25 protein-coding genes and 1 pseudogene are annotated in these 26,400 nt (G+C 68.8%); 11 read left to right on the top strand and 15 right to left on the bottom strand.

The annotated features are described in order from the left end of the window. Window positions 1-979 (top strand): annotated as a pseudogene (locus EV137_RS24000) (ISL3 family transposase); the annotation flags it as partial. Window positions 980-1,028: 49 nt separating this feature from the next. Beyond that, on the top strand, window positions 1,029-1,451 hold the full coding sequence (locus EV137_RS23995) for a hypothetical protein (RefSeq protein ID WP_134130796.1): 423 nt from the start codon (window positions 1,029-1,031) through the stop codon (window positions 1,449-1,451). Window positions 1,452-1,488: 37 nt separating this feature from the next. On the opposite strand, the gene purH is transcribed toward EV137_RS23995, so the two are convergent. The 3 genes from purH to EV137_RS23980 are packed head-to-tail and all read right to left on the bottom strand — an operon-like array spanning window position 1,489 to window position 4,959. After that, window positions 1,489-3,048 carry a bifunctional phosphoribosylaminoimidazolecarboxamide formyltransferase/IMP cyclohydrolase gene (gene purH, locus EV137_RS23990; protein ID WP_134130795.1) on the bottom strand — a complete coding sequence of 520 codons (1,560 nt, stop codon included), beginning with the start codon at window positions 3,046-3,048 and terminating at the stop codon, window positions 1,489-1,491. Beyond that, the gene (purN, locus tag EV137_RS23985; RefSeq protein ID WP_134003862.1) at window positions 3,045-3,683 is read right to left on the bottom strand and encodes a phosphoribosylglycinamide formyltransferase; all 639 of its coding nucleotides are present in this window, start codon (window positions 3,681-3,683) and stop codon (window positions 3,045-3,047) included. The genes purH and purN overlap by 4 nt, the downstream gene beginning before the upstream one ends. A gap of 10 nt (window positions 3,684-3,693) precedes the next feature. Then, window positions 3,694-4,959 carry a cell division protein PerM gene (locus EV137_RS23980; RefSeq protein ID WP_134130794.1) on the bottom strand — a complete coding sequence of 422 codons (1,266 nt, stop codon included), beginning with the start codon at window positions 4,957-4,959 and terminating at the stop codon, window positions 3,694-3,696. 175 nt (window positions 4,960-5,134) lie between these two features. On the opposite strand from EV137_RS23980, the gene EV137_RS23975 reads away from it, so the two are divergent. Next, complete coding sequence (locus tag EV137_RS23975; RefSeq protein WP_134130793.1) at window positions 5,135-6,466, top strand: hypothetical protein; 1,332 nt, start codon at window positions 5,135-5,137, stop codon at window positions 6,464-6,466. Between the two features lie 52 nt (window positions 6,467-6,518). On the opposite strand, the gene sucD is transcribed toward EV137_RS23975, so the two are convergent. Both sucD and sucC read right to left on the bottom strand, forming a co-directional pair. Continuing rightward, on the bottom strand, window positions 6,519-7,409 hold the full coding sequence (gene sucD, locus EV137_RS23970) for a succinate--CoA ligase subunit alpha (protein ID WP_134003849.1): 891 nt from the start codon (window positions 7,407-7,409) through the stop codon (window positions 6,519-6,521). 14 nt (window positions 7,410-7,423) lie between these two features. After that, a complete protein-coding gene (gene sucC / locus EV137_RS23965; protein WP_134003847.1) occupies window positions 7,424-8,596 on the bottom strand; it encodes an ADP-forming succinate--CoA ligase subunit beta in 1,173 nt (390 codons plus the stop codon). 129 nt (window positions 8,597-8,725) lie between these two features. Between sucC and EV137_RS23960 the strand changes: the two genes are divergently transcribed. Continuing rightward, entirely contained in the window at window positions 8,726-10,363 is a 1,638-nt protein-coding gene (locus EV137_RS23960; RefSeq protein WP_134130792.1) for a glycoside hydrolase family 13 protein, read from the top strand. Window positions 10,364-10,412: 49 nt separating this feature from the next. Here EV137_RS23960 and EV137_RS23955 read toward each other — a convergent pair whose 3' ends face one another. From EV137_RS23955 to icmB, 5 genes are all read right to left on the bottom strand, one after another. Further along, a complete protein-coding gene (locus tag EV137_RS23955; RefSeq protein WP_202871095.1) occupies window positions 10,413-10,565 on the bottom strand; it encodes a hypothetical protein in 153 nt (50 codons plus the stop codon). After that, window positions 10,562-11,308 carry a carbohydrate ABC transporter permease gene (locus EV137_RS23950; RefSeq protein ID WP_202871130.1) on the bottom strand — a complete coding sequence of 249 codons (747 nt, stop codon included), beginning with the start codon at window positions 11,306-11,308 and terminating at the stop codon, window positions 10,562-10,564. The genes EV137_RS23955 and EV137_RS23950 overlap by 4 nt, the downstream gene beginning before the upstream one ends. Before the next feature lie 134 nt (window positions 11,309-11,442). Continuing rightward, window positions 11,443-12,501: a carbohydrate ABC transporter permease gene (locus EV137_RS23945; RefSeq protein WP_238175510.1), complete on the bottom strand. Its 1,059-nt coding sequence runs from the start codon at window positions 12,499-12,501 to the stop codon at window positions 11,443-11,445. A gap of 97 nt (window positions 12,502-12,598) precedes the next feature. After that, entirely contained in the window at window positions 12,599-13,921 is a 1,323-nt protein-coding gene (locus EV137_RS23940) for an ABC transporter substrate-binding protein (RefSeq protein ID WP_134003842.1), read from the bottom strand. A 350-nt stretch (window positions 13,922-14,271) separates the two neighbouring features. Further along, a complete protein-coding gene (gene icmB / locus EV137_RS23935) occupies window positions 14,272-14,691 on the bottom strand; it encodes a coenzyme B12-dependent isobutyryl CoA mutase small subunit (protein WP_134003840.1) in 420 nt (139 codons plus the stop codon). A gap of 134 nt (window positions 14,692-14,825) precedes the next feature. Here icmB and EV137_RS23930 point away from each other — a divergent pair, with 134 nt between their 5' ends. The 4 genes from EV137_RS23930 to EV137_RS23915 all read left to right on the top strand — a co-directional run bounded on the left by EV137_RS23930 (window position 14,826) and on the right by EV137_RS23915 (window position 18,653). Then, on the top strand, window positions 14,826-15,677 hold the full coding sequence (locus EV137_RS23930) for an esterase/lipase family protein (RefSeq protein WP_134130791.1): 852 nt from the start codon (window positions 14,826-14,828) through the stop codon (window positions 15,675-15,677). A 219-nt stretch (window positions 15,678-15,896) separates the two neighbouring features. After that, entirely contained in the window at window positions 15,897-16,784 is an 888-nt protein-coding gene (locus EV137_RS23925) for a M23 family metallopeptidase (protein ID WP_238175509.1), read from the top strand. A 70-nt stretch (window positions 16,785-16,854) separates the two neighbouring features. Beyond that, window positions 16,855-17,373, top strand: a complete 519-nt coding sequence (locus tag EV137_RS23920) for a DUF6886 family protein (protein WP_134130790.1) — start codon at window positions 16,855-16,857, stop codon at window positions 17,371-17,373. Beyond that, on the top strand, window positions 17,337-18,653 hold the full coding sequence (locus EV137_RS23915; protein WP_202871094.1) for a lanthionine synthetase LanC family protein: 1,317 nt from the start codon (window positions 17,337-17,339) through the stop codon (window positions 18,651-18,653). The genes EV137_RS23920 and EV137_RS23915 overlap by 37 nt, the downstream gene beginning before the upstream one ends. Here the strand turns inward: EV137_RS23915 and EV137_RS23910 are convergent. The 3 genes from EV137_RS23910 to pcrA form a co-directional block, all read right to left on the bottom strand. Continuing rightward, window positions 18,650-19,210, bottom strand: coding sequence for a hypothetical protein (locus tag EV137_RS23910; RefSeq protein ID WP_134003832.1), 561 nt, complete (start codon window positions 19,208-19,210; stop codon window positions 18,650-18,652). The two genes, EV137_RS23915 and EV137_RS23910, sit on opposite strands and share 4 nt — an antisense overlap. A gap of 98 nt (window positions 19,211-19,308) precedes the next feature. After that, a complete protein-coding gene (locus tag EV137_RS23905) occupies window positions 19,309-20,334 on the bottom strand; it encodes a glycosyltransferase (protein WP_134130789.1) in 1,026 nt (341 codons plus the stop codon). A 41-nt stretch (window positions 20,335-20,375) separates the two neighbouring features. Further along, window positions 20,376-22,694: a DNA helicase PcrA gene (gene pcrA / locus EV137_RS23900; RefSeq protein ID WP_133784972.1), complete on the bottom strand. Its 2,319-nt coding sequence runs from the start codon at window positions 22,692-22,694 to the stop codon at window positions 20,376-20,378. 82 nt (window positions 22,695-22,776) lie between these two features. On the opposite strand from pcrA, the gene EV137_RS23895 reads away from it, so the two are divergent. Beyond that, window positions 22,777-23,658 (top strand): alpha/beta hydrolase, encoded by an 882-nt coding sequence (locus EV137_RS23895; RefSeq protein ID WP_134003826.1) that lies wholly within the window; start codon window positions 22,777-22,779, stop codon window positions 23,656-23,658. Here the strand turns inward: EV137_RS23895 and EV137_RS23890 are convergent. Then, on the bottom strand, window positions 23,655-24,011 hold the full coding sequence (locus EV137_RS23890) for a hypothetical protein (RefSeq protein ID WP_134003824.1): 357 nt from the start codon (window positions 24,009-24,011) through the stop codon (window positions 23,655-23,657). The two genes, EV137_RS23895 and EV137_RS23890, sit on opposite strands and share 4 nt — an antisense overlap. Before the next feature lie 98 nt (window positions 24,012-24,109). Here EV137_RS23890 and EV137_RS23885 point away from each other — a divergent pair, with 98 nt between their 5' ends. Both EV137_RS23885 and EV137_RS23880 read left to right on the top strand, forming a co-directional pair. Continuing rightward, window positions 24,110-24,706 (top strand): ClpP family protease, encoded by a 597-nt coding sequence (locus tag EV137_RS23885; RefSeq protein WP_134003822.1) that lies wholly within the window; start codon window positions 24,110-24,112, stop codon window positions 24,704-24,706. Beyond that, window positions 24,703-25,311 (top strand): ClpP family protease, encoded by a 609-nt coding sequence (locus EV137_RS23880; RefSeq protein WP_134130788.1) that lies wholly within the window; start codon window positions 24,703-24,705, stop codon window positions 25,309-25,311. Before EV137_RS23885 ends, EV137_RS23880 begins: the two co-directional genes overlap by 4 nt. Here the strand turns inward: EV137_RS23880 and EV137_RS23875 are convergent. Next, the gene (locus EV137_RS23875; RefSeq protein WP_134130787.1) at window positions 25,304-26,389 is read right to left on the bottom strand and encodes a serine hydrolase domain-containing protein; all 1,086 of its coding nucleotides are present in this window, start codon (window positions 26,387-26,389) and stop codon (window positions 25,304-25,306) included. The genes EV137_RS23880 and EV137_RS23875 overlap by 8 nt on opposite strands. Between the last annotated feature and the right edge of the window lie 11 nt (window positions 26,390-26,400).

The following is a 26,400-nucleotide window of genomic DNA, read 5'->3' as shown; positions in this document are numbered from 1 at the left end:
CGCGCATGTTCGACGACCAGGTGGCGTGGCTGGCCACGCAGACGTCGAAGACGGCGGTGACGCAGTTGATGCGGATCTCGTGGCGCACGGTCGGGGCGATCGTGAAGCGGGTGTGTGCCGACGTGGACGCGGCCCGCGACCGGCTCGACGGGCTGGCCCGGGTCGGGATCGACGAGGTCAGCTACCGCAAGGGCCAGCAGTATTTGACGGTGGTGGTCGACCACAATTCGGGGGATCTGGTGTGGGCGCAGCCGGGTCGTGACGCCGCGACCGTGGCCAGGTTCTTTGACGCCCTCGGACCCGATCGCGCCGAGGCGTTGACGCACGTGTCGGCCGATGGGGCCAGTTGGATCACCGGCGTGGTCGCCAAGCAGGCGCCGCAGGCGGTGTTGTGCGCGGACCCGTTCCATCTCGTGTCCTGGGCCACCAAGTGCCTGGACGAGGTACGGCGTGAGACCTGGAACATCGCCCGCCGCCGAGCTGGCGGCACCCGGCAGATCGGCGACCTGGCCGGGGGCCGCTACCACGCCTCCCGCGGAGACGCCCAGACCATCGCGCGGTCGCGGTGGGCGTTGTGGAAGAACCCCGAAGACCTCACCGCCAAACAAACCGCCCAACTCGCCTGGATCGCCACCTCCAGCCCGCGCCTGCACCGCGCTTACCTCCTCAAAGAAGGCCTGCGGCACGTGTTCAAGCTCGCCGGCACCGACGGCAAACACGCCCTCCAACGCTGGCTGACCTGGGCCCAACGCTGCCGCATCGACGTATTCGTCGAATCGGCCGCAGGATCAAACGACACCTACCCGCCATCCACGCCAGCCTCGACCACGGCCTCACCAACGCCCGCGTCGAAGCGGTCAACACCAAGATCCGGCTCATCACCCGCACCGCCTACGGCTTCAAAGACCCACAAGCCCTCATCGCCTTGACCATGCTCACCCTCGGCGGCTACCGACCACCCCTCCCAGGCCGCACCTGACCCACACATCAGACAGAAGACCCTGTTCTTCGCTCTCACCCAGGCGTTGATGGCGTACGGCGTGTTCGCACTGGTCCGCTCCGACGCGGCACGGCGTACCCGGGCGACGAAGGTCTTCGCCGCGCTCTCAGTCGTCGGCTTCGCGATCACGGTCCCGGGCGAACTGGTGCTGATCCTGGTCGCCGACAAGACGTTCGACTCGGCAGCCACCGACCTGGCCAGCTCTGTCTTCGGCATCGGCCTGCTCATCGCGGACCTGGGTCTGATCGGCTACGGCGTCGCCGCCCTGCGGATCCACCACTGGCCGGCGCGCTGGGCCGCCCTGCCGCTGATCTTCGGCGCCTTCCAACTGCTGATCGTCACGCCGGCCATCTTCGTCACCGGTTTCACCAGCTTCACCACCTACGTGGCAATCGCCCTGGCCGACCTTCTCATCGCCGCCATCGGTGTTCGCCTGCTGACCACCGAATGAACGCTCGCCCGGATCGAGATCCGGGCGACGTTTTGACTCAGTGGAAGAAGTGGCGGGTTCCGGTGAAGTACATGGTGATGCCGGCCTTGGTGGCGGCTTCGATGGCTGCTTCGTCGCGGATGGAGCCGCCGGGCTGGACTACCGCTTTGACGCCGCCTTCGATGAGGACCTCGAGGCCGTCGGGGAAGGGGAAGAAGGCGTCGGAGGCGGCGACGGAGCCGTTGGCGCGGTCGCCGGCGCGAGAGACGGCCAGCCGGCAGGAGTCGACGCGGTTGACCTGGCCCATGCCGACGCCGACCGAGGCACCGTCGGCAGCGAGCAGGATCGCGTTGGACTTGACCGCACGGCACGCCTTCCATGCGAAGGCGAGATCGGCCAGCACCTCGTCCGAGGCGGCCTCGCCGGCGGCGAGGGTCCACGCGGACGGGTCGTCACCGGAAGCCTGGAAGCGGTCGCGGTGCTGCAGCAGCAGGCCGCCGCTGATTGCGCGCCACTCGACCGTCTCGTCCGCGGACACGGCCGGCGCCACGAGCAGCCGGATGTTCTTCTTCGCCTGCAGGATCTCGACCGCGCCGTCCTCGAACGCAGGCGCCACCAGCACCTCGGTGAAGATCTCCGCGACCTGCTTGGCGAGGTCCACCGAGACCGGGCGGTTCGTCGCGATCACACCGCCGTACGCCGACACCGGGTCGCACTCGTGCGCGCGCCGGTGGGCCTCCGCGATGTCCTTGCCGACGGCGATCCCGCACGGGTTCGCGTGCTTGATGATCGCGACCGCCGGCTCGCTGAAGTCATAGGCGGTACGCCGGGCCGCGTCGGCGTCGACGTAGTTGTTGTACGACATCTCCTTGCCGTGCAACTGCTCCGCCGCGGCCAGCCCGCCCCGCCCGTTCAGGTACAGCGCGGCCGGCTGATGCGGGTTCTCGCCGTACCGCAGGACGGCGGACTTCTCCCACGAAGCGCCCACCCACGCAGGGAAGCCGGACCCCTCGCTCGAGTCGGTGAGCACATTGCCCATCCAGGACGCGACCGCGATGTCGTAGTCCGCTGTGTGCACGAACGCCGCCGCCGCGAGCCTCTGCCGCTCCTCGAGCGAGAAGCCGCCCCCGTCGAGTGCCGCGTACAACTCCGCGTACTGCGCCGGCGACGTCACCACCGCGACGTTCGCGTGGTTCTTCGCCGCGCCACGCACCATCGACGGTCCGCCGATGTCGATCTGCTCGATGCACTCGTCGACCGACGCGCCGGAGGCGACCGTCTCGGTGAACGGGTACAGGTTGCTGACCAGCAGGTCGAACGGCTCGACCCGCATCTCCCGCAGCTGCTCGACGTGCTCGTCCCTCCGTACGTCGGCCAGCAGCCCGGCGTGCACCATCGGGTGCAGGGTCTTGACCCGCCCGTCGAGGCACTCCGGGAAACCGGTCAGCTCCTCGACCTTGGTCACCGGAACCCCGGCCGCCGCGATCCGCGCCGCGGTGGAACCGGTCGATACCAGCTGGACACCGGCGGCGTGCAGCGCGGAAGCGAGCTCCTCCAGGCCGGTCTTGTCGTACACGCTGATCAGCGCGCGGCGAATCGGCCTGCGGTCGGTGCTCACTTCAGTCGAACCTTTCGTCCAGTGATGGTCCAGCCCTCCCGGACCAGGCGGCCGACCCACTCCACCAACTGGCGGCGTTCGACGTCCTTGATCCGTTCGGTCAGGGCTTCTTCGGTGTCGTCGTCGAGTACGGGTACGACGACCTGCGCGATGATCGGCCCGGTGTCGACGCCGCCGTCCACGAAGAACAGCGTCGCCCCGGCGACCTTGACGCCGTACTCCAGCGCGTCCCGGGGCCCGTGGATCCCGGGGAACGCCGGCAGCAGCGCGTTGTGGGTGTTGATGTAGCGGTCGCCGAAGGACTCCAGGAAGTCCTCACCGACCAGCTTCAGGAAGCCCGCGGACACGACCAGATCAGGCTTGTACTGCGCGACGGACGCGGTCAGCGCACGATCCCAGTCGGCGCGTGCCGGGTACTCCTTCACCTTGTGCACGAAGGTCGGCACACCGGCGGCCTCGGCGCGCTCCAGGCCGGCGATCCCGTCCCGGTCGGCGCCGACGGCGACGACCTGAGCGCCGTACGCCGGGTCGGCGCAGGCGTCCAGCAATGCCTGCAGGTTCGACCCCGACCCCGACACGAGCACGACGAGGCGTGCCTGCCCTGAGTCGACCGCAGCGGCATCAGCAGAAGTCACGGCCGGAAGCCTATCGCTCGGCGTCGGTCTCCCCGTCAGCCGGGCGGCGGGACGAGACCACAGCGGCCGTGATCGCGGCCCCGATCGCCATCCCCGCCGCCAGTACGCCGGCCGCCGGCAACGCCGCCGGAACTCCGACCGCGGACATCCGCCCGGGCCCCGCCGATCCGCCCGACAGCGCCAGCAGCGCGAACACGATGACGCCCGCGACGAGCGCCGCCATCGCACCGCGCAGCGCGAACGCATCCCATCCCAGCGCGTCAGCGTCCCGCTCCGTGAGCCCTCGCCGTACGACGACCAGACCTGCGACCGCACCGGCGACCAGCGGCACCACGGCCGTCAGCACCAGCAGGTACGACGGGGTGGCGCCGTCGGCAGGTACCGCCGCCAGCAGCGGGAGGGCGGGCAGGTTCCCGACATCCACACCGGTCGGCGCGATCGTCGTCCCGACCCCGAGTTGGAACCCGGGTCCGGCGAGGAATGCGACGACGTACAGCACCATGTTCGGCACCAGCATCAGGCAGATCGCGAACAGCACGACCGACCCGATCACGCCGGCGTCCAGAAGTTCGAGCATCCCGGTGATCCGGGAGAAGTGGATCGCGAGCAGTACGCCGTACAACAGCGAGGCCATCGCGATCACGGTCAGTACGGCGGCCAGCGCGGCGGGTACGGCGTCCCGCAGGCCCGCGGGTGTGGCGTCCGCGAGATCCTCGGCCGCTCCGGACTCGACCGCGATGCCCGCAAGGCCGGCCACCAGCGCCAGCGAGAACGCGCCCAGGAACGCGCCCAGTGGCGACACCTTCAGCGAGCCCTCTGCCGTGAGCAACGCCACGACGAGCGCGCCGAGGCCGTAGACGAGCGCGAACGCTCCGGCCAGCGCGATCAGGTCCCGGGTCCGGTCGGCCGCGCTGGATCGGGCCGCCGACCTGCCGCCGCGGTACAGGCACCAGGCGAAGAACAGTGTCAGGCCGAGCGGCGCGACGCTGATCCGGCCGGCGCCGACCGTGCTGCTGCCAATGGTGACGGCGGCCTTGTGCGCGATCAGCCAGACCGACGCTCCGGCCCGGACCGCGCCGGAGGCGCCGCCGAACGTCGCGCCCAGCCAGCCGATGACGGCGACCGCGGCGCACGTGAGCAGACCCGTCAGCAGACACGCTCCGGCGGAGATCACGGCCGACACGATCAACGGCTTGGTCTGGGCGGCGATCTCCGACGTGGGCGCAGCGCTCGTGTCGCCGTCCCGGGCCCCGGAGCGGCTCAGCATGTCGGTCATCTGACTCCCATGGTCTCCCCGCGCACGGACGCCACTCGTCCTGACACGCCGGATGTGGGAGACTTCAGCCCGCTTGCTCACGCTCAGTTCATCCCTGTTCGCCTGTTGGTAGCTGAGTGGGAGCAGCGTGGGTTCACCCGGTACTGTCGGGTGGAATCAGTCAGGAGGACGAGCTTTGGCCGGTTCCCACCGTGCATCACGCGGCGGCGGTCGCGCCGCTGCCCGGGAGGCGCGCCGCCTGAAGGCGCGTAAGCGGAACCAGACGATCGCAGCAGGCGTCGCGGTCGTGGTGCTGGTCGGCGGCGGCGGTGTCGCCGCGCTGAACGCGTTCGGCGGCGACAAGGAGCCCGGCGCGAAGGCCGGCAACGGCCCGTCGGACGACAAGCCGACCAATTCCGACGTACTCGCCGACGACAAGGCGCTGCTGGACGCCGCGAGCGCGAAGACGCTCGGCGCCACCGGCACCTGGGCGGTCACCAAGACCGCGGACGGCGACTCCGCCCCGGACAGCGCGTTCGCCTGCCAGTCGCAGCGGTTCGCCGACCCGTCCGGCCTGCGGACCTGGGTCCGCACCCTGCAGAACTCGGCCACCAAGGACACGGCAGTGCAGTACGTCGACGTGTCGAACGACAAGGCCACCGCCGCGAAGACCTACACCACTGTCGTCCACTGGCTCAGCCAGTGCACGACACCGCAGACCCGGTTGTCGGCCGGCTACGTGACCACCGGCGTCGGCGAGCGCGGTGTGATCGCCGTGTTCGGGCAGGTCCCCGGCGCGAAGACGAAGTACAAGACCGTCGCGGTCACACTGGTCGGGCAGGCGACCATGGTCGTCGAGCACGACACGCTGGCGGCCGCGCCGCCCCGGCCGGACACGGTGCTGGCCACCGCGAGCGCCGCGGCGAAGAAGATCTGCGCCCAGACCGGCGGCTGCGCGACCGGGGAGCCGGTCGCGAAACCCGCCCTGCTGCCGAACACCGACGCCCCGGGTTTCATGGCGTCGGTCGACCTGCCGCTGCTGGACGAGATCGACAAGCCGTGGGTGAGCGCCCCCGCGACGAGCAACGACGGCACCGGCTGCGAGAAGCTCGGCCTCAAGAAGGCGAAGGCGACCAAGTACGGCACGGTCACGTACGTGACGCCGGAGGCGAAGGTGCCGACCGAGTTCGGGTTCGACGACACGGTGATCAAGTTCGCCACCCCGACCGCGGCGGCGAGTTACGTCAGCCAGATCAAGAAGAACGTCGACGCCTGCGAGAAGAACGTCTCGAACGCGAAGGTCGAGTCGACCGGCACGGTCAAGACCAACACGATGACGGGCAAGAGCTGGAAGGCGACGTACGACACCGGCGACGGGAAGAAGTTCGTCTACCGGATCGGGATCGCCGGATCCGGGAACCGGGCGGTCTACGTGCTGTTCCCGGTGCTCAAGGAGCTGGACCTCACCAACGCGGCGTTCAACGAGACGCTCGCCCGCGCGGCCGACCGCTCCGCCGCCTACCAGTAGAAAGCGGGACCCACCCCGTCAGGGGCAGGTCCCGCTGCACAGCTCCTGGCAGTTACTTGCTCAGGCCCTGCATGATCTCGCGCATCAGGTTGGCGGTCTCGGACGGCGTCTTGCCGACCTTCACGCCGACGGCCTCGAGGGCCTCCTGCTTCGCGGCCGCCGTACCCGACGAGCCCGAGACGATCGCGCCGGCGTGGCCCATCGTCTTGCCCTCCGGTGCGGTGAAGCCCGCGACGTACCCGACGACCGGCTTGGTCACGTTCTCCTTGATGAACGCGGCCGCCCGCTCCTCGGCGTCACCGCCGATCTCACCGATCATCACGATCGCGTCGGTGTCCGGGTCGTCCTGGAAGGCCCGCAGCGCGTCGATGTGCGTGGTCCCGATGATCGGGTCGCCGCCGATCCCGATCGCGGTCGAGAACCCGAAGTCCCGCAGCTCGTACATCATCTGGTACGTCAGCGTGCCCGACTTCGACACCAGACCGATCCGGCCCTGGCCGGCGATATCGGCCGGGATGATGCCGGCGTTCGACTCGCCCGGGGTGATGATGCCCGGGCAGTTCGGGCCGATGATCCGGGTCTTGCCGGACGCCTGCGCGGCGGCGAAGAACGCGGCGGTGTCGTGCACCGGCACGCCCTCGGTGATCACCACGACCAGCGGCACCTCGGCCTCGATGGCCTCCAGTACGGCGTCCTTGGTGAACTTCGGCGGGACGAAGATGACGGAGACGTTCGCACCGGTCTCCTTGACGGCGTCCGCAACGGTGCCGAACACCGGTACCGCCTTGCCGTCGAAGTCCTGGCTCTGCCCCGCCTTGCGCGGGTTCACGCCGCCGACGATGTTGGTGCCGGAGGCAAGCATCCGGGTGGTGTGCTTGGTGCCCTCGGAGCCGGTCATGCCCTGGACGATGACCTTGCTGTCCTTGGTCAGGAAGATAGACATTGTTCGGCGATCCCTTACTTCGCAGCCAGCTCGGCGGCGCGCTTGGCGGCGCCGTCCATCGTGTCGACCCGCTCCAGGCCGGCCAGGCCGGCCTCGTCGAGGATCCGGCGGCCCTCCTCGGCGTTGTTGCCGTCCAGCCGGACGACCAGCGGCTTGGTGACGGCCTCGCCGCGGCTCGACAGCAGCTCGAACGCCTGCACGATGCCGTTCGCGACCGCGTCACAGGCGGTGATGCCGCCGAACACGTTCACGAACACGCTCTGCACCTGCGGGTCGGAGATGATGATCTCCAGGCCGTTGGCCATCACCTCGGCGCTCGCGCCACCGCCGATGTCAAGGAAGTTCGCGGGCTTGACGCCGCCGAACTCCTCGCCGGCGTACGCGACGACGTCCAAGGTGCTCATCACCAGACCCGCGCCGTTGCCGATGATGCCGACCGAGCCGTCCAGCTTCACGTAGTTCAGGCCCTTGGCCTTGGCCGCCGCCTCCAGCGGGTCGGCCGCCGACACGTCCTCGAACTCGGCGTGGTCCGGGTGCCGGAAGTCCGCGTTCTCGTCCAGCGTGACCTTGCCGTCCAGCGCCTCGACGTTGCCGTCCTCGAGCTTGACCAGCGGGTTCACCTCGACCAGCGAGGCGTCCTCGGCGATGAACACGTCGTACAGCTTGACGATCTCCGGTACGACGGCGTCGATCACGTCGGCCGGGTACTTCGCGGCGACCGCGATCTCCCGCGCCTTCGCCTCGTCGACACCGGTCGCCGGGTCGATCGAGATCTTCGCGACCGCGTCCGGGTTGGTGTGCGCGACCTCCTCGATCTCCATGCCGCCGGCGGCGGAGGCGATGCAGAGGTAGTTGCGGTTGGCCCGGTCGATCAGGAACGAGAAGTAGTACTCCTCGCCGATCGCCGCGGCCGGGACGATGTTCAGGATCTTGACGACGTGACCCTTGATGTCGAGCCCGAGGATCTCGCGGGCCTTCTCCTCGGCCTCGTCCGGGTTCGAGGCCAGCTTGACGCCGCCGGCCTTGCCGCGGCCGCCGGTCTTGACCTGGGCCTTCACGACCACCCGGCCGCCGATCTTCTCGGCCGCCGCGCGGGCTTCCTCCGGAGTCGTGACGACCGCACCCACGGTCGTCCGCACTCCGTGCTTGGCGAAGACCGTCTTCGCCTGGAATTCCATCAGATCCACGAGTGTGGTCCCTCTCTCGCCTGTACGGGGCTTCTGACAGTAGCCACCCTCGTGCCGGCAGCAACAGGCGGGGTCCCGGCTGAGACGACCGTCACAGCCTTCTCCGGGCCCCATGTCAGGCTAGACCGCATGACCGATCCTGAGATCAGACCAGCTGACGACTGGTGGCGTAGCGCCGTCGTCTACCAGGTGTATCCGCGTTCGTTCGCCGACGCCGACGGGGACGGGACCGGCGACGTGAACGGGATCCGCGCCCGGCTGCCATACCTCGCAGAGCTCGGCGTCGACGCGATCTGGATCAGCCCCTGGTATCCGTCCCCGCTGCTCGACGGCGGGTACGACGTCGCCGACTACCGCGACATCAACCCGGAGTTCGGCACCCTCGCCGACGCGGACGCACTGATCACCGAGGCGCACGCACTCGGCCTGCGGATCCTGATCGACCTGGTGCCGAACCACTGCTCCTGGGACCACCCGTGGTTCAAGGCCGCGCTGGCGGCGGGCAAGGGTTCTCCGGAGCGGGACCTCTTCTGGTTCCGGGACTCCGAGGACGGCCTGCCGCCGACCAACTGGCCGGCCGCGTTCGGCGGCGGCGCGTGGCAGCAGATCGACGACGGCCAGTGGTACCTGCACCTGTTCGACATCTCCCAGCCGGACTGGAACTGGGACAACCCGAAGGTGGTCGAGGAGTTCGATTCGATCCTGCGGTTCTGGTTCGACCGCGGCGTCGACGGGTTCCGGATCGACGTCGCCGACTCGATGGCGAAGGACCCGGCGTTGCCCGACGTACCGCTGCACAACGGGAAGCCGACGCGCGAGAAGTACGTCGGGAACCCGTTCTACGACCAGCCCGGGGTGCACACCATCCACCAGCGCTGGCGCGCGATCGCCGACGAGTACGCCGATACGCCGCAGGGACCCCGGGTCTTCGTGGCGGAGGCGTGGCTGTCGCCGGCCGAACGGCTGGCGCAGTACGTGCGGCCCAACGAACTGCATTCGGCGTTCAACTTCGACGCCCTGCGCGCGGCGTGGGACGCGAAGGAACTGCGTGAGGTCATCGACCACACCACCGACAACCTGTGGGCGGTCGGGGCGCCGGCGACGTGGGTGCTGAGCAACCACGACACGATCCGGCACCGCACGCGGTACGGCCGGGATCGTCGGGACGCATTGGAAGGCGCGGGCGTCGTACCGACCGATCTGGAGCTCGGGCTGCGCCGGGCGCGGGCGGCAGCGCTGCTGGAACTGGCGCTGCCCGGTGGCGCGTACATCTACCAGGGTGACGAACTCGGGCTGCCCGAGGTGGAGGACCTGCCCGAGGACGTGCTCGACGATCCGACCTGGGAGCGCTCCGGGCACACCGTCCGCGGCCGCGACGGCTGCCGGGTCCCGATCCCGTGGTCCGGCTCCGAGCCGCCGTACGGCTTTGGCCCCGGGTCCGGGCAGCCCTGGCTCCCACAGCCGGCCGACTGGGCCGGTCTGACCGCCGAGTCCCAGGCATCTGATCCGAGCAGCCACCTCAACCTCTACAAGCAGGCGCTCCGCTTCCGGCGTGAGCACCCGGCACTGGGCGAGGGCCGGCTGATCTGGGACCAGGATGCGCCCGACGGCGTCCTCTCGTTCACCCGCGACCCCGGCTTCCGTTGCGTGGTGAACCTGAGCAGCGCTCCGGTCGCCCTCCCCGAGCACCAGAAGGTCATGCTGAGCAGCGAGCCGCTGCCGAACGGCGAGCTCCCCACCGACGTCACCGTCTGGCTCGAGGTGTAGCCGACGCACGAGGGCCGGGACCTTTGTGGTCCCGGCCCTCGGGTGTCAGCTAGCGGTAGCGCTCACGGTCACGGCGGTCCCGGTCTTCGCGGTCCCGCCGATCCCGGTCTTCGCGGTCGCGGCGGTCCCGGTCCTCGCGGTCCCGCCGATCCCGATCCTCCCGGTCCCGGCGATCACGCTCCCGCCGGTCCCGCCAGTTCACTTCACGCCACCTGCCGTGAGGCCGGCGACGATACGGCGCTGGAACAGCAGTACCGCGATCACGAGCGGGATCGTGACCACCACACCGGCGGCCATCTGGCTACCGAACGGTTGGTCACGTCCCGTCGTACCGGTGAACTGCGAAATGATCACGTTCGCCGTCTGGATCGACTTCTTGTTCGTCATGCTCAGGGCGATCAGGAACTCGTTCCACGCCGCGATGAAGGTGATGATCGCGGTCGTGAACACACCCGGCGCGGCCAACGGGATGATGACCTTCCGGAACGCCTGGGCGGGCGTACAGCCATCCACCATCGCCGCCTGCTCGAGTTCCTGCGGCATCTGCCGGAAGAACGCGGTCAGGTTCCACACCGCCAGTGGCAGCGCGAACGACAGGCTCGGCACGATCATCGCCTGGTAGGTGTTGATCCACTTGATGTCGACGAACAACTTCAGCAGCGGCACCACCAGCGAGATGCCCGGGAACATCGACGTGGTGATGATGATCGCCAGTACGACGTTCTTGAACTTGAAGTCCAGCCGGGCCAGCGTGTACGCCGCGATCAAGCCGATGACCAGCGTCAGGATCGTCACGGTGCCGGCCACGATCAGGCTGTTCAGCAAGCCCCGGCCGAAGCCGTTCGAGCCACTGAACACGTCCTTGAAGTTCTGGATCGAGAACGGTGCCGGGATGACCTTGTTCGAGAACTGGTCGGCCGGCCGCCGGAACGCCGACACCACCATCCAGTAGAACGGCGCCAGGCAGTAGAGCACGATCAGCACGACGCCGATCAGCGGCGCCCACCGGCGCAGCGGACCGACCTCGGCCGCGCGGACCTTTGCGAGATCTTCCCTGGGCGCTGCGGTTGCGGTAGCCATCACACTCCACCTCCACCCGCGGCCGCGCCCATGGCAACGCCCGGCGCCTCCTCGATCTCGCGCTTCTTCCGCCGGCCCTTACCACCACCGCCAGGCTTCTTGGCTCTGGCCTCACCGATCACGTCAGCTCCAAGGATCTTCACGAACGCGTAGGCGACCACGGCGACGTAGACGAACAGCACCGTCGCATAAGCGGCCGCCGGGCCGTATCTGGTGTTGAAGGCTTCGTCGTACGCCAGCATCGACAGCGTCTCGACCGAGTCCTTGTGCGGCCCGACCAGGACGAACGGCAGATCGAAGATCCGCAGCGTGTCGAGAATGCGGAACAGCACTGCCACCAGCAGCGCCGGCTTCACCAGCGGCAGCGTGATCCGGGTGAACGTCTTCCACACACTCGCACCGTCCACCTTCGCCGCCTCGTAGACCTCGGCCGGGATGGTCTGCAGGCCTGCCAGCACCAGCAGGCCGATGAACGGCGCGGTCTTCCAGGTGTCGGCGAGGATCACCGACATCTTGGACTGCCAGCCCTCGGTGGACCACAGGATCTGGGTACCGAGCAGGTCGTTCGCGATGCCGTCGGCCTGGAAGATCCACTTCCACAGCAGCGCCGAGATGACGGTCGGGATCGCCCAGGGGACCAGGATGCTGGCCCGGACCACACCGCGGCCCTTGAACGCCTTGTGCATGATCAGCGCCATCACGACACCGAGGACGGTCTCCAGGACGACGCAGATCACGGTGAAGAACGTCGTGTTGTAGAACGCGTTCCAGAACCGGTCGCCGATCTCGCCCTTGAAGATGTCGGTGTAGTTCTGCAGCCCGACGAAGGTCGAGCCCTTGACGATGAACCCGTTCTCGTCGAGCTTCGTGCCACTCGTGTACAGCGACTCACGCAACGCCGAGATGATCGGGAACAGGACGACGAGCCCGAGTACGAGCATCGTCGGGGAGAGCAGCATCGCGGCCAGCCGGCCGGTGCCCTCGTTGAACCGCTGCTGTCGCTTCGGTTGCTTCGGTTCCTTGGCCGGCCGTTCCGCGACCGGCGCGGTTGCAGTCACCTGCGCCTCCTTACGCTTCCCGGGCGAACCCGGGCAGGAACTGGCCGGGGCCGGTGCGTGGTCGCAACATCCCCCCGCACCGGCCCCGACACGACGGTCATTGCGTGATCAGCGACTGCAGCTTGGTCTGCAGGTCGGCCAGCGCCTTGTCCGGCGCCACCTTGCCGTTCAGCGCGTCGTACGCCGCCTGCTGGATCGCTGCCGTCACGTCGCCGTACTTGACCACCCGCGGCCGCGGCTGCGCCTTCTCGATCGAGGCCTTCAGCGGCGCCAGGTACGGGAACTGCTTGTTCAGCGCCGCGTCGTCGTACAGCGAGGCCCAGGTCGGCGCCTGCGACGTCTTCTCGATGTTCGCCTTCTGACGCGCCTCGCTCGCCATGAAGTTGATGAAGTCGATCGCCGTCGCCTTGTTCTTGGCCGAGGAAGCGATCGCGTAGTCGTGACCGCCGAGCGACGAGACACCCGGGCCGTCCTTACCCGGCAGCGGCGCGACCCCGAACTTGCCGGCTACCTTCGAGGTCCCGTCGGTCGCTGCGGCCTTGGCGTACACGTACGGCCAGTTGCGCAGGAAGACCAGCTTGCCCTCCTGGAACGCGCGCCGGCTTTCCTCTTCCTTGTAGGTGATCGCGGCCTTCGGGATGGCACCGGTCTTGAAGCCGTTGACCAGCTCGTCGAGCCCGGCCTTCGCCTCCGGCGTGTTGACGCTCGGCTTGCCGTCCTTGTCGACGATCGAACCGCCCGCGGAGTTGACCGCCTCGGCGAAGTTGACGGTCAGGCCTTCGTACTTCTCGAACTGACCCGAGTAGCAGCCCATGCCCTTTGCCTCGGGCAGCGCCTGTACCTTCTGGCACGCGGCGACCATGTCGGCCCAGGTCTTCGGCGCATCGGTGATGCCGGCCTTGGTCAGCAGGTCCTTGCGGTAGTACAGCAGGCCGCCGTCGGAGGTGATCGGCACGCCGTACAGCTTGTCGCGGTACTTCGCCGTCTCGACTGTTGCCGGGATCAGCTTGCCCAGGTCGGGAACCTTGTCCTCCGGGATCTGGGTGATCCACTGGTTCGCCGCGAACTCCGACGTCCAGACCACGTCCATCACCAGCACGCTGTAGGCGTCGGAGTTGGCCTGGGCGTTCTGGACCATCTGCTGCCGCTGCGCGTCGGCGTCCTCCGGCAGCTCCTTCAGCTCCACCTTCTCGTTCGGGTGCGACGCGTTCCAGGCGTTGAGCTGGTTCTGCAGGTTTCCGGACGTGTCCTTGCCGCTGGCAAGGGTAATCGGCCCCCGGCCCTCGAGCGCGCCGGCCGAGCCACCCCCATTGCTGCTGCCTCCGTCATCGCCGCCACCACACGCTGACGCAAGCAACACCAGGCTGCTCGCGACGGCCACGACGGCCGCTTTGCGTGTGTGTGATCGTTCAAACCTCATCGTGTACCTGCCCTCTCCCGATGGGACATCGCTTGGTCCTGCGTCAGCCGGTCGCCGTTCCCCACCACACCGCGATCCGCCATGTCCGGACAGTAACCGAGAACGGGGCCGATGTGTTCTGAGCCACACACAGCCCGGCCCGACGGTCTCTGAAACGGACAGCCGCATGGCTGTATGCGACCGCGTTTGGGAAGCCCGCACAACCGGGCATTTCCTAACGATTCGGTATTACCGGTTAGTAACGTGACTGAACCGGGCAAGCCCGTTCAGAACGACTCCGCGCAGTCGTCATCACGCTCCGGAGCGGATTCGCAACTCCGGTACTCCCCGCGGATCAGAACGGGCAGCTCTCAGGCCGTGGACGCCGACGCGTCGCCGACGTGACCGCGGACCCACTCGACGATCTCGGTGGTCGTCGCACCCGGGGTGAAGATCTTGTGTACGCCGAGTTCGGCCAGCGGCTGCAGGTCGGCGTCCGGGATGATGCCGCCGCCGAACACCACGATGTCCTCGGCGTCCCGCTCGGTCAGCAGCTCGCGGACCCGCTTGAACAGCGTCATGTGCGCGCCGGACAGCACCGACAGCCCGATCGCGTCGGCGTCCTCGGCGATCGCGGTCTCGACGATCTGCTCCGGGGTCTGGTGCAGCCCGGTGTAGATGACCTCCATGCCGGCGTCCCGCAGGGCCCGGGCGACGACCTTGGCGCCACGGTCGTGACCGTCCAGACCGGGCTTGGCGACGACAACGCGCAACGGGCTCGTAGCAGACATGTGGGCAGGCTAACCCGCTGTGTTCCTCACGGATAAGACACGGCGGCGTGTGTTCGCCCACACGCCGAACGGGAACCGGTTACCGTTGAAAGTGATCGGACCACCGGGGGGTCTGGTTTGGTGAGGAGGCGCGCATGGGCTCCTGGCAGGACGAGGTCCGCGGCGCACTGGACGGACTCGCGTACGGCGCCCGCTCCGCACTCTCGCCCAGCGTGCTGCACGGCGCGGCGGTCGAGCTCGGCTGGCTGACCACGCACCTGGCGATGTATCCGCTCGGTCTGGTCGGCGGCGCCCCCGCACTCCCCGCGCGACTGAACCTGGCCGGCCTCGGCCCGGCCCAGCGCGGCCTGCTGGTCAGCGACATCCAGGCCGCCGGTACGCCGATCCTGCTCGCGCACGGGATCATCGACAACCACACGGTCTTCGCGATGATGCGCCGGCAGCTGGTGCGGCGCGGGTTCAGCAGCATCCACACGTTCTCGTACTCACCGCTGACGCTGGACGTACGCCGTACCGCGGAACGGATGGGCCGTGAGATCGAGGCGATCTGCGAGGCGTCCGGATCCGACCAGATCCACGTCATCGGGCACAGCCTCGGCGGGCTGATCGCGCGGTACTACATCCAGCGCCTGGGCGGCGACGCCCGCGTGCACACCTGCGTGACGCTGGGGACGCCGCACCAGGGCACGGCCGCGGCCAAGCTGCTGCCGTGGCCGCTGGTGAAGCAGGTCCGGCCGGACAGCGACCTGATGGCGGAGCTGGACGAGCCGGCGCCGGACTGCCGGACCCGGTTCGTCGCTTTCTACAGCGACGTCGACCAGTTGATCGTGCCGCAGCGCAGGGCCCGGATCAGGCACCCCGATCTGGTGACGAGTAACGTCCGGGTGCACGGCGTGGGCCACCTGTCCTTGCCGTTCCACGGCGAGGTCGTGCACCGCATCACCGGCGTACTGGCCCACCTGGACGAAGAGCCCAGAACTGCCTGATCAGGAAGCCTTCTGAGCGATTCGGGCGGATGCACGTGCAGCGGCTCATGCAAAAGTTTCGTGAAGGACACGCGGAAAAGTGGGTGGCGGGGTTTGTCACCCCGTGACCCTTCCGTTATGGTCTGTGAGTCCTCCCGGGGAATAAACCCCCCGAGAGGAGGAGAGAGCTTCCCCCTCGCTCTCCCCTTAGCCCCTCCCCTGTGACCGAAAGGCCACGTTGTGTCCCAGCACCGTGCCGCGGGAGACCGCGTCACGCCCGGCAACGCTGCGCGCAAACCCGGCGCAGGACGTCACAGTGCCAAGCATCGCGTCGCCAGGCGTAATACCCCCACCAGCTCCCAGATCGTCGGTTTGACCGCCGCGCTCGCCGCGGCAGCCGGAGCTGTCGGCTTCAGCCACAGCTCGCTGGCGTCACCGACCCAGGCGAACTCCGCGGTGAACCTCGCCGCGCTCAGCCTGGACAGTGGGCAGCAGTTGTCCGGTATCACCACGGCACGCATCCAGGCGCGCCAGCTCGCCACCCGTGACTCCTCCCGGGTCCAGCTGGCCGACACGACGAAGAAGCAGTCCGCCGCCGCGAAGCTGGCCCAGGCACGCGCCGCGAAGCTGAACGCCACCCAGGCCCTCACCGCGAAGCGCGCGAGCGCCCTGGCCACCGCGAAGGCGAAGGCCGAGGCCGCCGAACAGAAGGCCCGCGAGTCCGCCACCCGCTGCGAGATGATGATCTCCGGCTACCACATCACCGCGACGTTCGGGCAGGGCGGCAGCCGCTGGGCCCGCAACCACACCGGCACCGACTTCGCCGCCCCGATCGGGACCCGGATCGGCGCCGTGATGAAGGGCGTGGTGATCTTCGCCGACTGGGCCGGCGCCTACGGCCGTCAGGTCCAGGTGCGGCACGAGGACGGCACCGTCACCTGGTACAACCACATGTCGAAGTTCAGCGTGTCGGTCGGCGAGACCGTGTACGCCGGCGACCAGGTCGGCGCGGTCGGGATGACCGGTAACACCACCGGCCCGCACCTGCACTTCGAGGTCCGGCCGGGCGGCGGCGAGCCGATCAACCCGATGCCGTGGCTGCGCAACCACTGTGGTCTGAACCCGTAGGTCTGAACCCGTAGGTCTGAACCCGTAATTCCCGCGCACCGCGATACCACCTCTGACTAAGCTGCGACGCATGCGTCCGGCGGCTGGTGAGGTTCTGCACTTCTCCGAGGATCCGACCATCGAGATCTTCCGGCCGCACGTCGCGAAGACGGCGCAGCAGGCCACGGCGTACGTCTGGGCCGTCGGCCACGAGCGCGCGCCGGACTACTGGTTCCCCCGCCAATGCCCGCGAGCGATGGCCTGGATCGGACCGAACACCACTCCTGAGGACCGCGACCGGATCATCGGCGCCGGCTCCGGCTCCCGCGTCCACGCCGTTGAGTACGGCTGGCTGGACGCGATGCGCTCCGTCGAGCTGTACGCCTACCGGCTCCCCGCCGACGCCTTCGTCGAGCACGACGCCGCCGTCGTCGCGACCACCGACGTACGACCTCTCGGTACGCCGGAGCGGGTCGGTGATCTGTTCGCGCTGCACGAGGAGGCCGGGATCCAGTTGCGGGTCCTGCAGCGGCTGCACGACTTCTGGGCCGCGGTCACAACCAGCACCCTCGAGTGGAGCGGCATCCGGCTCCGGAACGCCAAGCCATGACGTACGGCGAGATCGGCGAAACGGCCTGGGGCTGGGTCATGGGCCAGGTCCGGTGGGACGACGACGGCCCGTGGATCCCCGAGTTCGCCGGCGACGAGCAGCCGATCGAGGAGGAGCGCGACGGGCTGCACAACGGCATCGCCGGACTCGCCCACGCGCTCGCCGAGATCCGCCTGACCCGGCAATGGACCCCTGCCGAGCAGGACCTGGCCGCCGCGATCGCGGACCGCATCCGTAGGACGATCCCGACGACCACGACCACCACCTTCTTCGGGGGACTGGTCAGCTCGATCGGAGCGCTCACTGCCCTCGACCAGCCGGGCACGAGCGCCGCGCTGGAACGTCTTCAGGCGTGGGCGACCGATGACGGCTGGCCCGAGAGCTTCCTCGACCAGCCGAGATACGCGCCGGGTGCGGTCGCCAACGACATCACCCTCGGAACGGGCGCGATCCTGCTCGGCGCGTTGTGGGCGACCCGGCGCGGTGACGACGCCTCGGCGCTCGCCAACCGGGCCGCGGACCTGCTGCTCGGCGAACAGGAGAAGACGCAGGCCGGGGTCAACTGGCAGTTCGTGTCCCGCCGGTTCCGCACCGACGAGCCGACCGAGATGCCGAATTTCTCGCACGGTCTCGCGGGGATCGTCGCGGTGCTCGCGGTGGCCGGCGTGGAACTCGGGCGGCCTGAGCTCGTCGACGTGGCGCGGCGCGGGGCCGAGCACCTGGTGACGCTCGGGATCAACGACGACAAAGGCTTTCGGGTGCCGCGGGTGATTCCGTGGGCGGAGCGGCACGGCGACGAGTACACGTTCAACTGGTGCCACGGCGGTGCCGGGACCGCGTCGACGTTCAGTGCGCTCGAGTATGCCGGCGTACCGCAGATCGCCGGTGAGACGCCGCAGACGTGGCGTCGCCGGTGTTTGGACGGCGTCCGGTACTCCGGCATCCCCGAGCGGCTCCATCCGGGTTTCTGGGACAACGACGGCCGCTGCTGCGGTACGGCGGGGGTCGGCGACGCGTTCCTCGACGCGTGGCACCGCGACGGCGAGGACCAGGACCTGGAGTTCGCCGTACTGATGGGTGACACGTTGCTCGACCACGCCTACCCGGAGGGGTATTGGCGGTTCGTGGAGCACCGCAACGAGGATCCGCTGCTGCGGCCGGGCGTCGGCTGGATGCAGGGCGCTGCCGGGCTCGCGGCGTACCTGTTCAGGCTGCAGCGGGTGCTCAGCGGCGATCAGCGCGTCGTCGAGCGGATGGAGAACTGGTTCAACCTGCGTTAACGCTGCCAGACCTCGGCGGTCGTGAGGAACGCGGACGAGCCCGGCTTGTCCGGTGAGCCGTCGACCTGAACGAAACCGGGCACCGAGGCGCCGCCGATCGAGACCGTCGCGGACCGGACCGGGGCGATCACCAGGCTGAGGCTGTGGTTGCCGTCGGCAAGCTGGAAGTTGTCGGTCGCGAACAACCGCCGGTCCAGTACGCCGCTCATCTCGATCTGGATGTCCGCGGCCTTCGCGCTCAGGCCGTCGGCCAGGTTCATCGAGACCTGGACCAGGTCCCGCTCGACGGCCGGCTCGTGCCACGGCAGTCCCTGAACCTCGAGGAACGACCGGACGAAGTACTGCTCCAGCCAGGAGGCGAGATCGACGTCCTCGGACACCACGCGGACGATCCCGTCGAACCACAGCACCACCGCCGTACCCGAGCCGCGGATCGACCAGTCGACCATCCAGATCGACGCGTACGCCGTCACCTTGCCGTGCTCGTCGAACAGCCGGAGGCCAGGATTCGCTCCCGCCAGGATGATCCGGCGGTGACTGGCCGACGACTTGGACATGAGCGGACGCGCTTCCGGGAGGGGCCGAAGATCCTTGATTGTCTCAATCTCCGGGTCAGATGCAACGCTAACCCCCACAAAGCTTCAGCTGGATCTGCTCACGGCCGCCACGGATGGGCCCGCTCGGCGGCGGCGACCGGGTCGTCCGGCCACACGATCGGGTGGGTTGCGACGCCTGCGCGGCCCGGTAACGCCCGAGCCGAAGCGACCGCGGCCAGGAGGGCCTCGGCGGTCACCGCCGGGGAGTAATGCTCCGTGATCCATTCCCGCCCCGCACTACGAACGGGATCCTCCGCCGGTACGTCGACCAGCTCCAGCGCCCGATCCGCGAGCAGATGCGGCCGCGCGTCGTCGATCCGCCAGGTGCCCGGCGCCTCGAACAGTTCCTCGCCGCCACCGGCGGGGTACCCGACGACCAGGCAACCGGCGGCGAGCGCCTCGGCGACCGGCAGGCCGAAGCCTTCGGAGATCCCCAGTGCGATGAACACAGAGGTCCGGCCGAGCGCCTCGACCACCTGGCTCTCACTGAGCTCCGCGAGCACGGCCAGCTGAACTCCGTCGGCCCGCGGGTCGTTCCGGAGCAGCCGTTCCAGCACCGACGCCTCGAGCGGACGACGCCGCGGCATCCAGGCGATCTGGCGCGTGCGTGCCGGTCCGGGCCTGAACAGCTCGGTGTCGATCGGATTGGGCACCAGGCGGACCGGGAGTTCGGGGTGCAGCCGGCCGAGCACGTCGTGGCTCTCCTGCGACACGGCCCAGACCTCCGGCGCCGGGTCCCAGCCGGGGTACCCGGCGGTGTCGCGCCACGACCAGAACGTCAGGAAGTGGTTCTGGTTGAAGATCACCTTCCGCACGCCGGGCGCGGGATCCACCCCCGGCAGCAGGTACAGCTCCGGTACGACGAGCAGGTCGTCGGCGCCCAGCTCGAGCTGGTCGTTCCCGAGGATCGGCGCGGTCGTCTCGAACCACGGCAGCCGGTATCCCGGCGTACGGAACCACAGTGCGGCGTCGATCCCCGCAGCGCGCAGCAGCTCGACATGGCGCGCCTGGACCCGGATCCCACCGCCTGGAGAGTCGGGCTCCTTCACCGCATAGATCACCCGTCCGCCAGCAGGCAGACTCAAGCCTTCTCCACCGGCGCGTACGCCCCTTTCACCTACTTCTACTAAATCTTTTCGACAGGCGCGTAGCGCAGGAGGAGTCGCTTCACACCTTCGGAGCCGAAATCTATGTCGGCCTGGGCCTGCTGGCCCTCGCCGCGGACCACCACGACGGTGCCCATCCCGAAGCTGTCGTGGACCACCCGGTCGCCCGGGTTCAGGCTGATCACGGGCTTGTCGGAGGCCGTTCTGCGGGCCGGCTCGTACCGGCTCGGGATCCCGCTGCCGCGGGTCGTCCCGGTGCCGGACCACCGCGTGATCGCGGACTCGTCGCGGCGCCAGTCGAGCAGCTCGGCCGGGATCTCCTCCAGGAACCGCGACGGCGGGTTGTGCTGCGGAGCGCCGTACGCCGAACGCACCGCGGCCCGGGAGATCGCCAGTCGTTGCCGGGCCCGCGTGATGCCGACGTACGCGAGCCGGCGCTCTTCCTCGAGCTCCTTCAGATCGGTCAGCGACCGGGAGTGCGGGAAGACGCCGTCCTCCATGCCGGTCAGGAACACCACCGGGAACTCCAGGCCCTTCGCGGTGTGCAGAGTCATCAGCGTGACCACGCCGCCGTCGTCGGCCGCGTCCGGGATCTGGTCGGCGTCGGCGACCAGCGCGACCCGCTCCAGGAACGCCTGCAGGTCGGCGGCCTCGCCGGCCGCGGTCCGCTCCTCGACGAACTCGCGCGCCACCGAGATGAACTCGTCCAAGTTCTCCAGGCGGGTCTCGTCCTGCGGGTCCGGGGACTTCTGCAGGGTCTCGTAGTACCCGGAGCGGTGCAGGGCGACGTCCAGGATGTCGTCCGGCGGGGCTCCCGAGTCGACCATCGCGGTCAGCTCGTCGAGGATGTCGACGAAGGCCTGGACCGCGTTCACCGAGCGCGAGGCCATCGCCGGCGCGTCCTCGGCCCGGCGCATCGCCTGCGCGAACGAGATCCGGTCGCGCTGGGCGAGCGCCTCGATCGCGGCCTCGGCCCGGTCGCCGATCCCACGCTTCGGCTCGTTCATGATCCGGCGCAGCGAGACGGTGTCCTCGGGGTTGACCAGGACCCGCAGGTACGCGAGCGCGTCGCGGACCTCTTTGCGCTCGTAGAACCGGACGCCGCCGACCACCTTGTACGGATGGCCGGTCCGGATGAAGACTTCCTCGAACACCCGGGACTGCGCGTTGGTCCGGTAGAACACCGCCACGTCGGACGGCTTCACCCCGTCGGCGTCGGTGAGCCGGTCGATCTCGTCGGCGACGAACTGCGCCTCGTCGTGCTCGTTGTCCGCGACGTACACCGCGATCTGCTCGCCCTGGCCCTGGTCGGACCAGAGGTTCTTCGCCTTGCGGCCCTCGTTGCGGCTGATCACCGCGTTGGCCGCGGTCAGGATCGTCTGGGTGGAGCGGTAGTTCTGCTCGAGCAGGATCGTCTCGGCGCCGGTGAAGTCCTCCTCGAACGCGAGGATGTTGCGGATCGTCGCCCCGCGGAACGCGTAGATCGACTGGTCGGAGTCGCCCACCACCATCAGCTCGGCCGGTGGCGCCGTCGGGCCGTTGTAGTTGGGCTCGTCCTCGCCGCAGAGCTCGCGGATCAGCGTGTACTGCGCGTGGTTCGTGTCCTGGTACTCGTCGACGAGCACATGCCGGAACCGGCGCCGGTAGTACTCACGGACCTCGGGGAAGGCCTGCAGCAGGTTGACCGTGGTCATCAGCAGGTCGTCGAAGTCGAGGGCGTTCGCCTGGGCGAGCCGCTCCTGGTAGATCCGGTAGCACTCGGCGTACGTCTGCTCGAGATGGTTCTCCGCCTTCGCGGCCGAGGTCTCGTGGTCGATCAGCTCGTTCTTCTGGGTGCTGATCCAGTTCAGCACGGCGCGCGGGTTGTACCGCTTGACGTCCAGGTCGAGCTCGCGGCAGACCAGCGTCATCAGCCGGCGCGAGTCGGTGTCGTCGTAGATCGAGAACGTCGAGTTGATCCCGAACCGCTTGATGTCGCGGCGGAGGATCCGCACACAGGAGGAGTGGAACGTCGAGACCCACATCAGCTTCGCCCGCGGGCCGACCAGATCCACCACCCGCTCGCGCATCTCCGCGGCGGCCTTGTTGGTGAACGTGATCGCCAGGATCGAGCCGGGGTGCGCGTCGCGGGCCGCCAGCAGGTAGGCGATCCGGCGGGTCAGCACCCGGGTCTTCCCCGACCCCGCACCGGCCACCACCAGCAGCGGCTTGCCGGCATGCACCACCGCGGCGCGCTGCTGCGGGTTCAACCCCTCGAGCAGCGCATCCGGGTCGGCCCGAGACGTCTTCGACTCCTCCAGCGGCACCGGGAGCTCATCAGGCGAGAACAAAGTGGTCATCACCCAACACCTTAGGCGGTCCCCCAGACACTTTCCGAAAACGGGTTCGAACCGCGCGTCCGGGACTGCGAGGATCAGCCCCATGGACGCCTCTGAGCTGCGGTACGACGACCTGGTGGACCGGATCGAGGTCCTCTACAACGACCACCGCTACCGCGCGGCCGCAGACCTGCTCGACGCGGAGAGCGACGGGCTGGAGGCGTGGACGGCCGAACTCGCCCACCTGAAGGCCTGCCTGCTCGGCGCGGACGGTGACGCCGATGGAGCGCTGCGGGTGTTGCGCGAGGCGAGTGCGGCGGGTGGGTGGTGGGCACCCGCGATCCTGGTGGAGGACGACGACCTCGCTGGGTTGCGTGAGCGGTCCGAGTTCGAGGAGTTGGTCGCCGTGTCCGGCGCGCGGGTTGCGGACGATCCGGTTCCGGCGCTGGTCGACGTACCCGATCGGCCGGTGGGGGTGGTGGTTGCGTTGCATGGTGCCGGGCAGACGGCGTTACATGCGCGAGCGAACTGGAGCGGGGTCCTGGAGCTCGGCTACGCGCTGGTTTGTGTGCAGTCGTCGCGGCGGATGTCGCCGATGTACCGGACGTGGCCGGATCCCGAGCAGGCCCGCGCGGACATTGCCCGTGCGCTGGACGAATTGCCTGCCGAGATCGGCGGCTTGCCGGTGGTCGCAGCCGGGTTCTCGGCGGGCGGGCGGGTGGCTCTCGACTGGGCGCTCACGGGTCGGCCGGCGGCCGTTGCCGGTGTGCTCGCATTGGCGCCGGCGTTGCGGGAGCTTCCGGCGTACACGGACAGGAAGTTGTCACCGGCAACGATCTGGATCGGGACCGACGACGATCTCCTCGAGGTCGTGGACGGTTCCGCCGAACAGCTCACCGGGTTCGGGTGCAGGATCGAGCGGCTGCCGGGGCTCGGGCACACGTTCCCGGCCGGCTTCGACGAACTGCTGGCGAAGGTCCTCTAGGACAGCTGCCTGGTGAGGTGCAGGACCACCGGGGTGCTGGTCGCGATCCAGTGCATCTTGGCGTTGTGGTCGTCGTACGACGTGATGCGCAGGCCGGGGACGCCTTCGATGGTGCCTTCGTAGTCCTTCGCGGCGAGATGGGCGACCACGTCGGCCAGTTCGGGGCCGTCCATCCACTCGATGCGGGCGAGGTCGGGGCGCGCCTGCCACATGTCGACCCAGACGGCCGGATCCTCGCTGAACAACGTCGTACGCAGGATCATCGACACCGCGCCGAGCAGCGTCGCGGCCGGGGTGGCCGTCAGTTCCAGGAGCGTGCGCTCCTGCTCGGACAGCTCCTCAGTCAAATACACCCGCAGGAGACTGCCACAAAGAACAGCTTTGCTGTGGGCAGACTTGCCGTCAGCAGAAAAGCTGGGACGGCGCCGTTCGCCCGGTCAGTGTGGATGACATGGCAGAAGACATGAAACCGCCGCTGTTCAACGAGACCGCCCGGCAGCGGCTGCTCGGGCAACGGATCGTCGTACTGGACAGAGTCCTCGACGACGACCTCGGCACCCTACTGGCCACCCAGATCATGACGCTGGCGGCCGAGGACCCGGACGCCGACATCGCGTTCTGGATCCACTCGCCCGGCGGCTCGGTGCCGTCGATGCTCGCGATCCGCGACGTGATGCGGATGGTGCCGTGCGACGTGTCGACGCTGGCGATCGGGCTGGCCTGCAGCGCGGGGCAGTTCCTGCTGTCGGCCGGTACGCCGGGGAAGCGCTATGCGTTGCGGCACGCCCGCGTCCTGATGCACCAGGGCTCGGCCGGTATCGGCGGGTCCGCGGTCGAGATCGAGATCCAGGCCAACGACCTGCGGCACATCCGCGACACCGTACTCGGGCTGATCGCCGAGGACACCGGGCAGCCGTTCGACGTCGTGCACGAAGACTCGCGGCACGACCACTGGTACACCGCCGAGCAGGCCCGCGAGTACGGCTTCATCGACCACATCGTCGAGTCCTTCGACCAGGTCATGCCCAGGAAGGCGGCAGCAGCATGAGCAGCTACACGATCCCGAACGTCATCGCCCAGCACCCGCGCGGCGAGCGCATCATGGACGTCTACTCGCACCTGCTGACCGAGCGCATCATCTACATCGGTACGGGGATCGATGCCGGGGTCGCGAACGCCCTGATCGCCCAGCTCCTGCATCTGGAAGCGGACAAACCTGATCAGGAGATCAAGATCTTCATCAACTGCGAGGGCGGCGACATGACCGCGATGCTCGCGATCTACGACACGATGCAGTACGTCCAGTCCCCGATCGCGACCGTCTGCGTCGGACAGGCGATCTCCGCCGGTGCGGTCCTGCTGGCCGCGGGTACGCCGGGAAGCCGCGCGGTACTGCCGCATGCCCGGATCGTCCTGCACCAGCCGGCGGGCCGCGGTCAGGGCACGATCCCGGACCTGATCCTGCAGGCGGACGAAGTGGTGCGGGTCCGCGGTCAGGTCGAGGAGATCCTGGCCCGGCACACCGGCCAGACGATCGAGAGGCTGCGGCACGACACCGATCGCGACCACGTGCTGACCGCGGCCGGCGCCAAGGAGTACGGCATCGTCGACCACGTGATCAGCGAGCGGACCCCGGTTCCGGTGCTCACCTAGGTTCCGTCTGGTCGGCGGCTTCGAGGACCTTGTCGGCGACGGCGGCGTGGTGGAGGAGGTCGGGCTGCGGGCGGCCGACCCGGTTGGTCAGGTACGCGTACGCGATCCTGCGATCCGGGTCGGCCCACCCGATACAGCAGTTGCTGCCGTTGTGGCCGAACGTCCGTTTGCCGCTCAGGGACCCCATGGACGATACGGCACCCTCCATCCACCGCGGTCCGCCGAGCTGGAAGCCCTGAGACCACCGGACCGGCGCCCGCGCCACCGGGTCGTACTCGCCCTCGCTGCTCGGCTCGAGCGCGACCGCGAGCGTCTCCGGCCGGAGCAGACGGCCGTCCAGCAAGGCCTGGTAGAAGACCGTCAGATCCCGCGCGGTCGTCGAGATCCCGGCAGCCGGTACGAGGGCCTCGCGCGTACTCCGGCGGTTGACGACGGACTGGATGAACGGCCCGAGCGGACCCGACGCACGGATCGGCACATGCCGGTCCCAGAGCTCGTAGGGCAGGCCGAGGTATGTGTCCGCGACACCGAGCGGCTCGAGGACGTTACGACGTACCAGCTCGTCGTACGGCGTCCCGCTGCAGCGTCGTACGACCTCGCCGAGGATGAACCCGAACGCCAGTGGGCTGTACGCGACGGTCCCGATCGGAAAGCGCGGTCTGGCCTCCTCGATCCGGCGCAGCGCGCGGTCCCAGTCGGTCATCGCGCGGAGCTCTCCGACGTACGAGCCCGCGTTCGACAGGCCGGACCGGTGCCGCAGGACCTCGCGGACGGTGATCTCGCGTTTGCCGTTGCGCGCGAACTCCGGCCAGTACGCCGCGACCGCGTCGTCGAGATGCAGCCGTCCGGATTCGACGAGTTGATGGACCACGATCGCGATGTACGGCTTGCTTGCGGAGAAGAGCCAGAACAGCGCGTTCGGTGAGCACCCGAAGGAGCGGTCGACCACCGTCCGGCCGTCCCGGACGACGCACAACTGCGCGACCCCGCCACGTGCCTCGATCAGCCCGATCGCCTCCGCGAGACGGTCCGGGTCGAAACCGGCGTCCTGGGGGTCGCCGACCCCGCCGAACTCCATGAGTCCACTGT

The sequence above is a fragment of the Kribbella pratensis genome, from assembly GCF_004366075.1.
In the GTDB taxonomy this organism is placed as follows: Bacteria; Actinomycetota; Actinomycetes; order Propionibacteriales; family Kribbellaceae; genus Kribbella; species Kribbella pratensis.
This window is presented reverse-complemented; position numbering and strand designations above follow the sequence as displayed.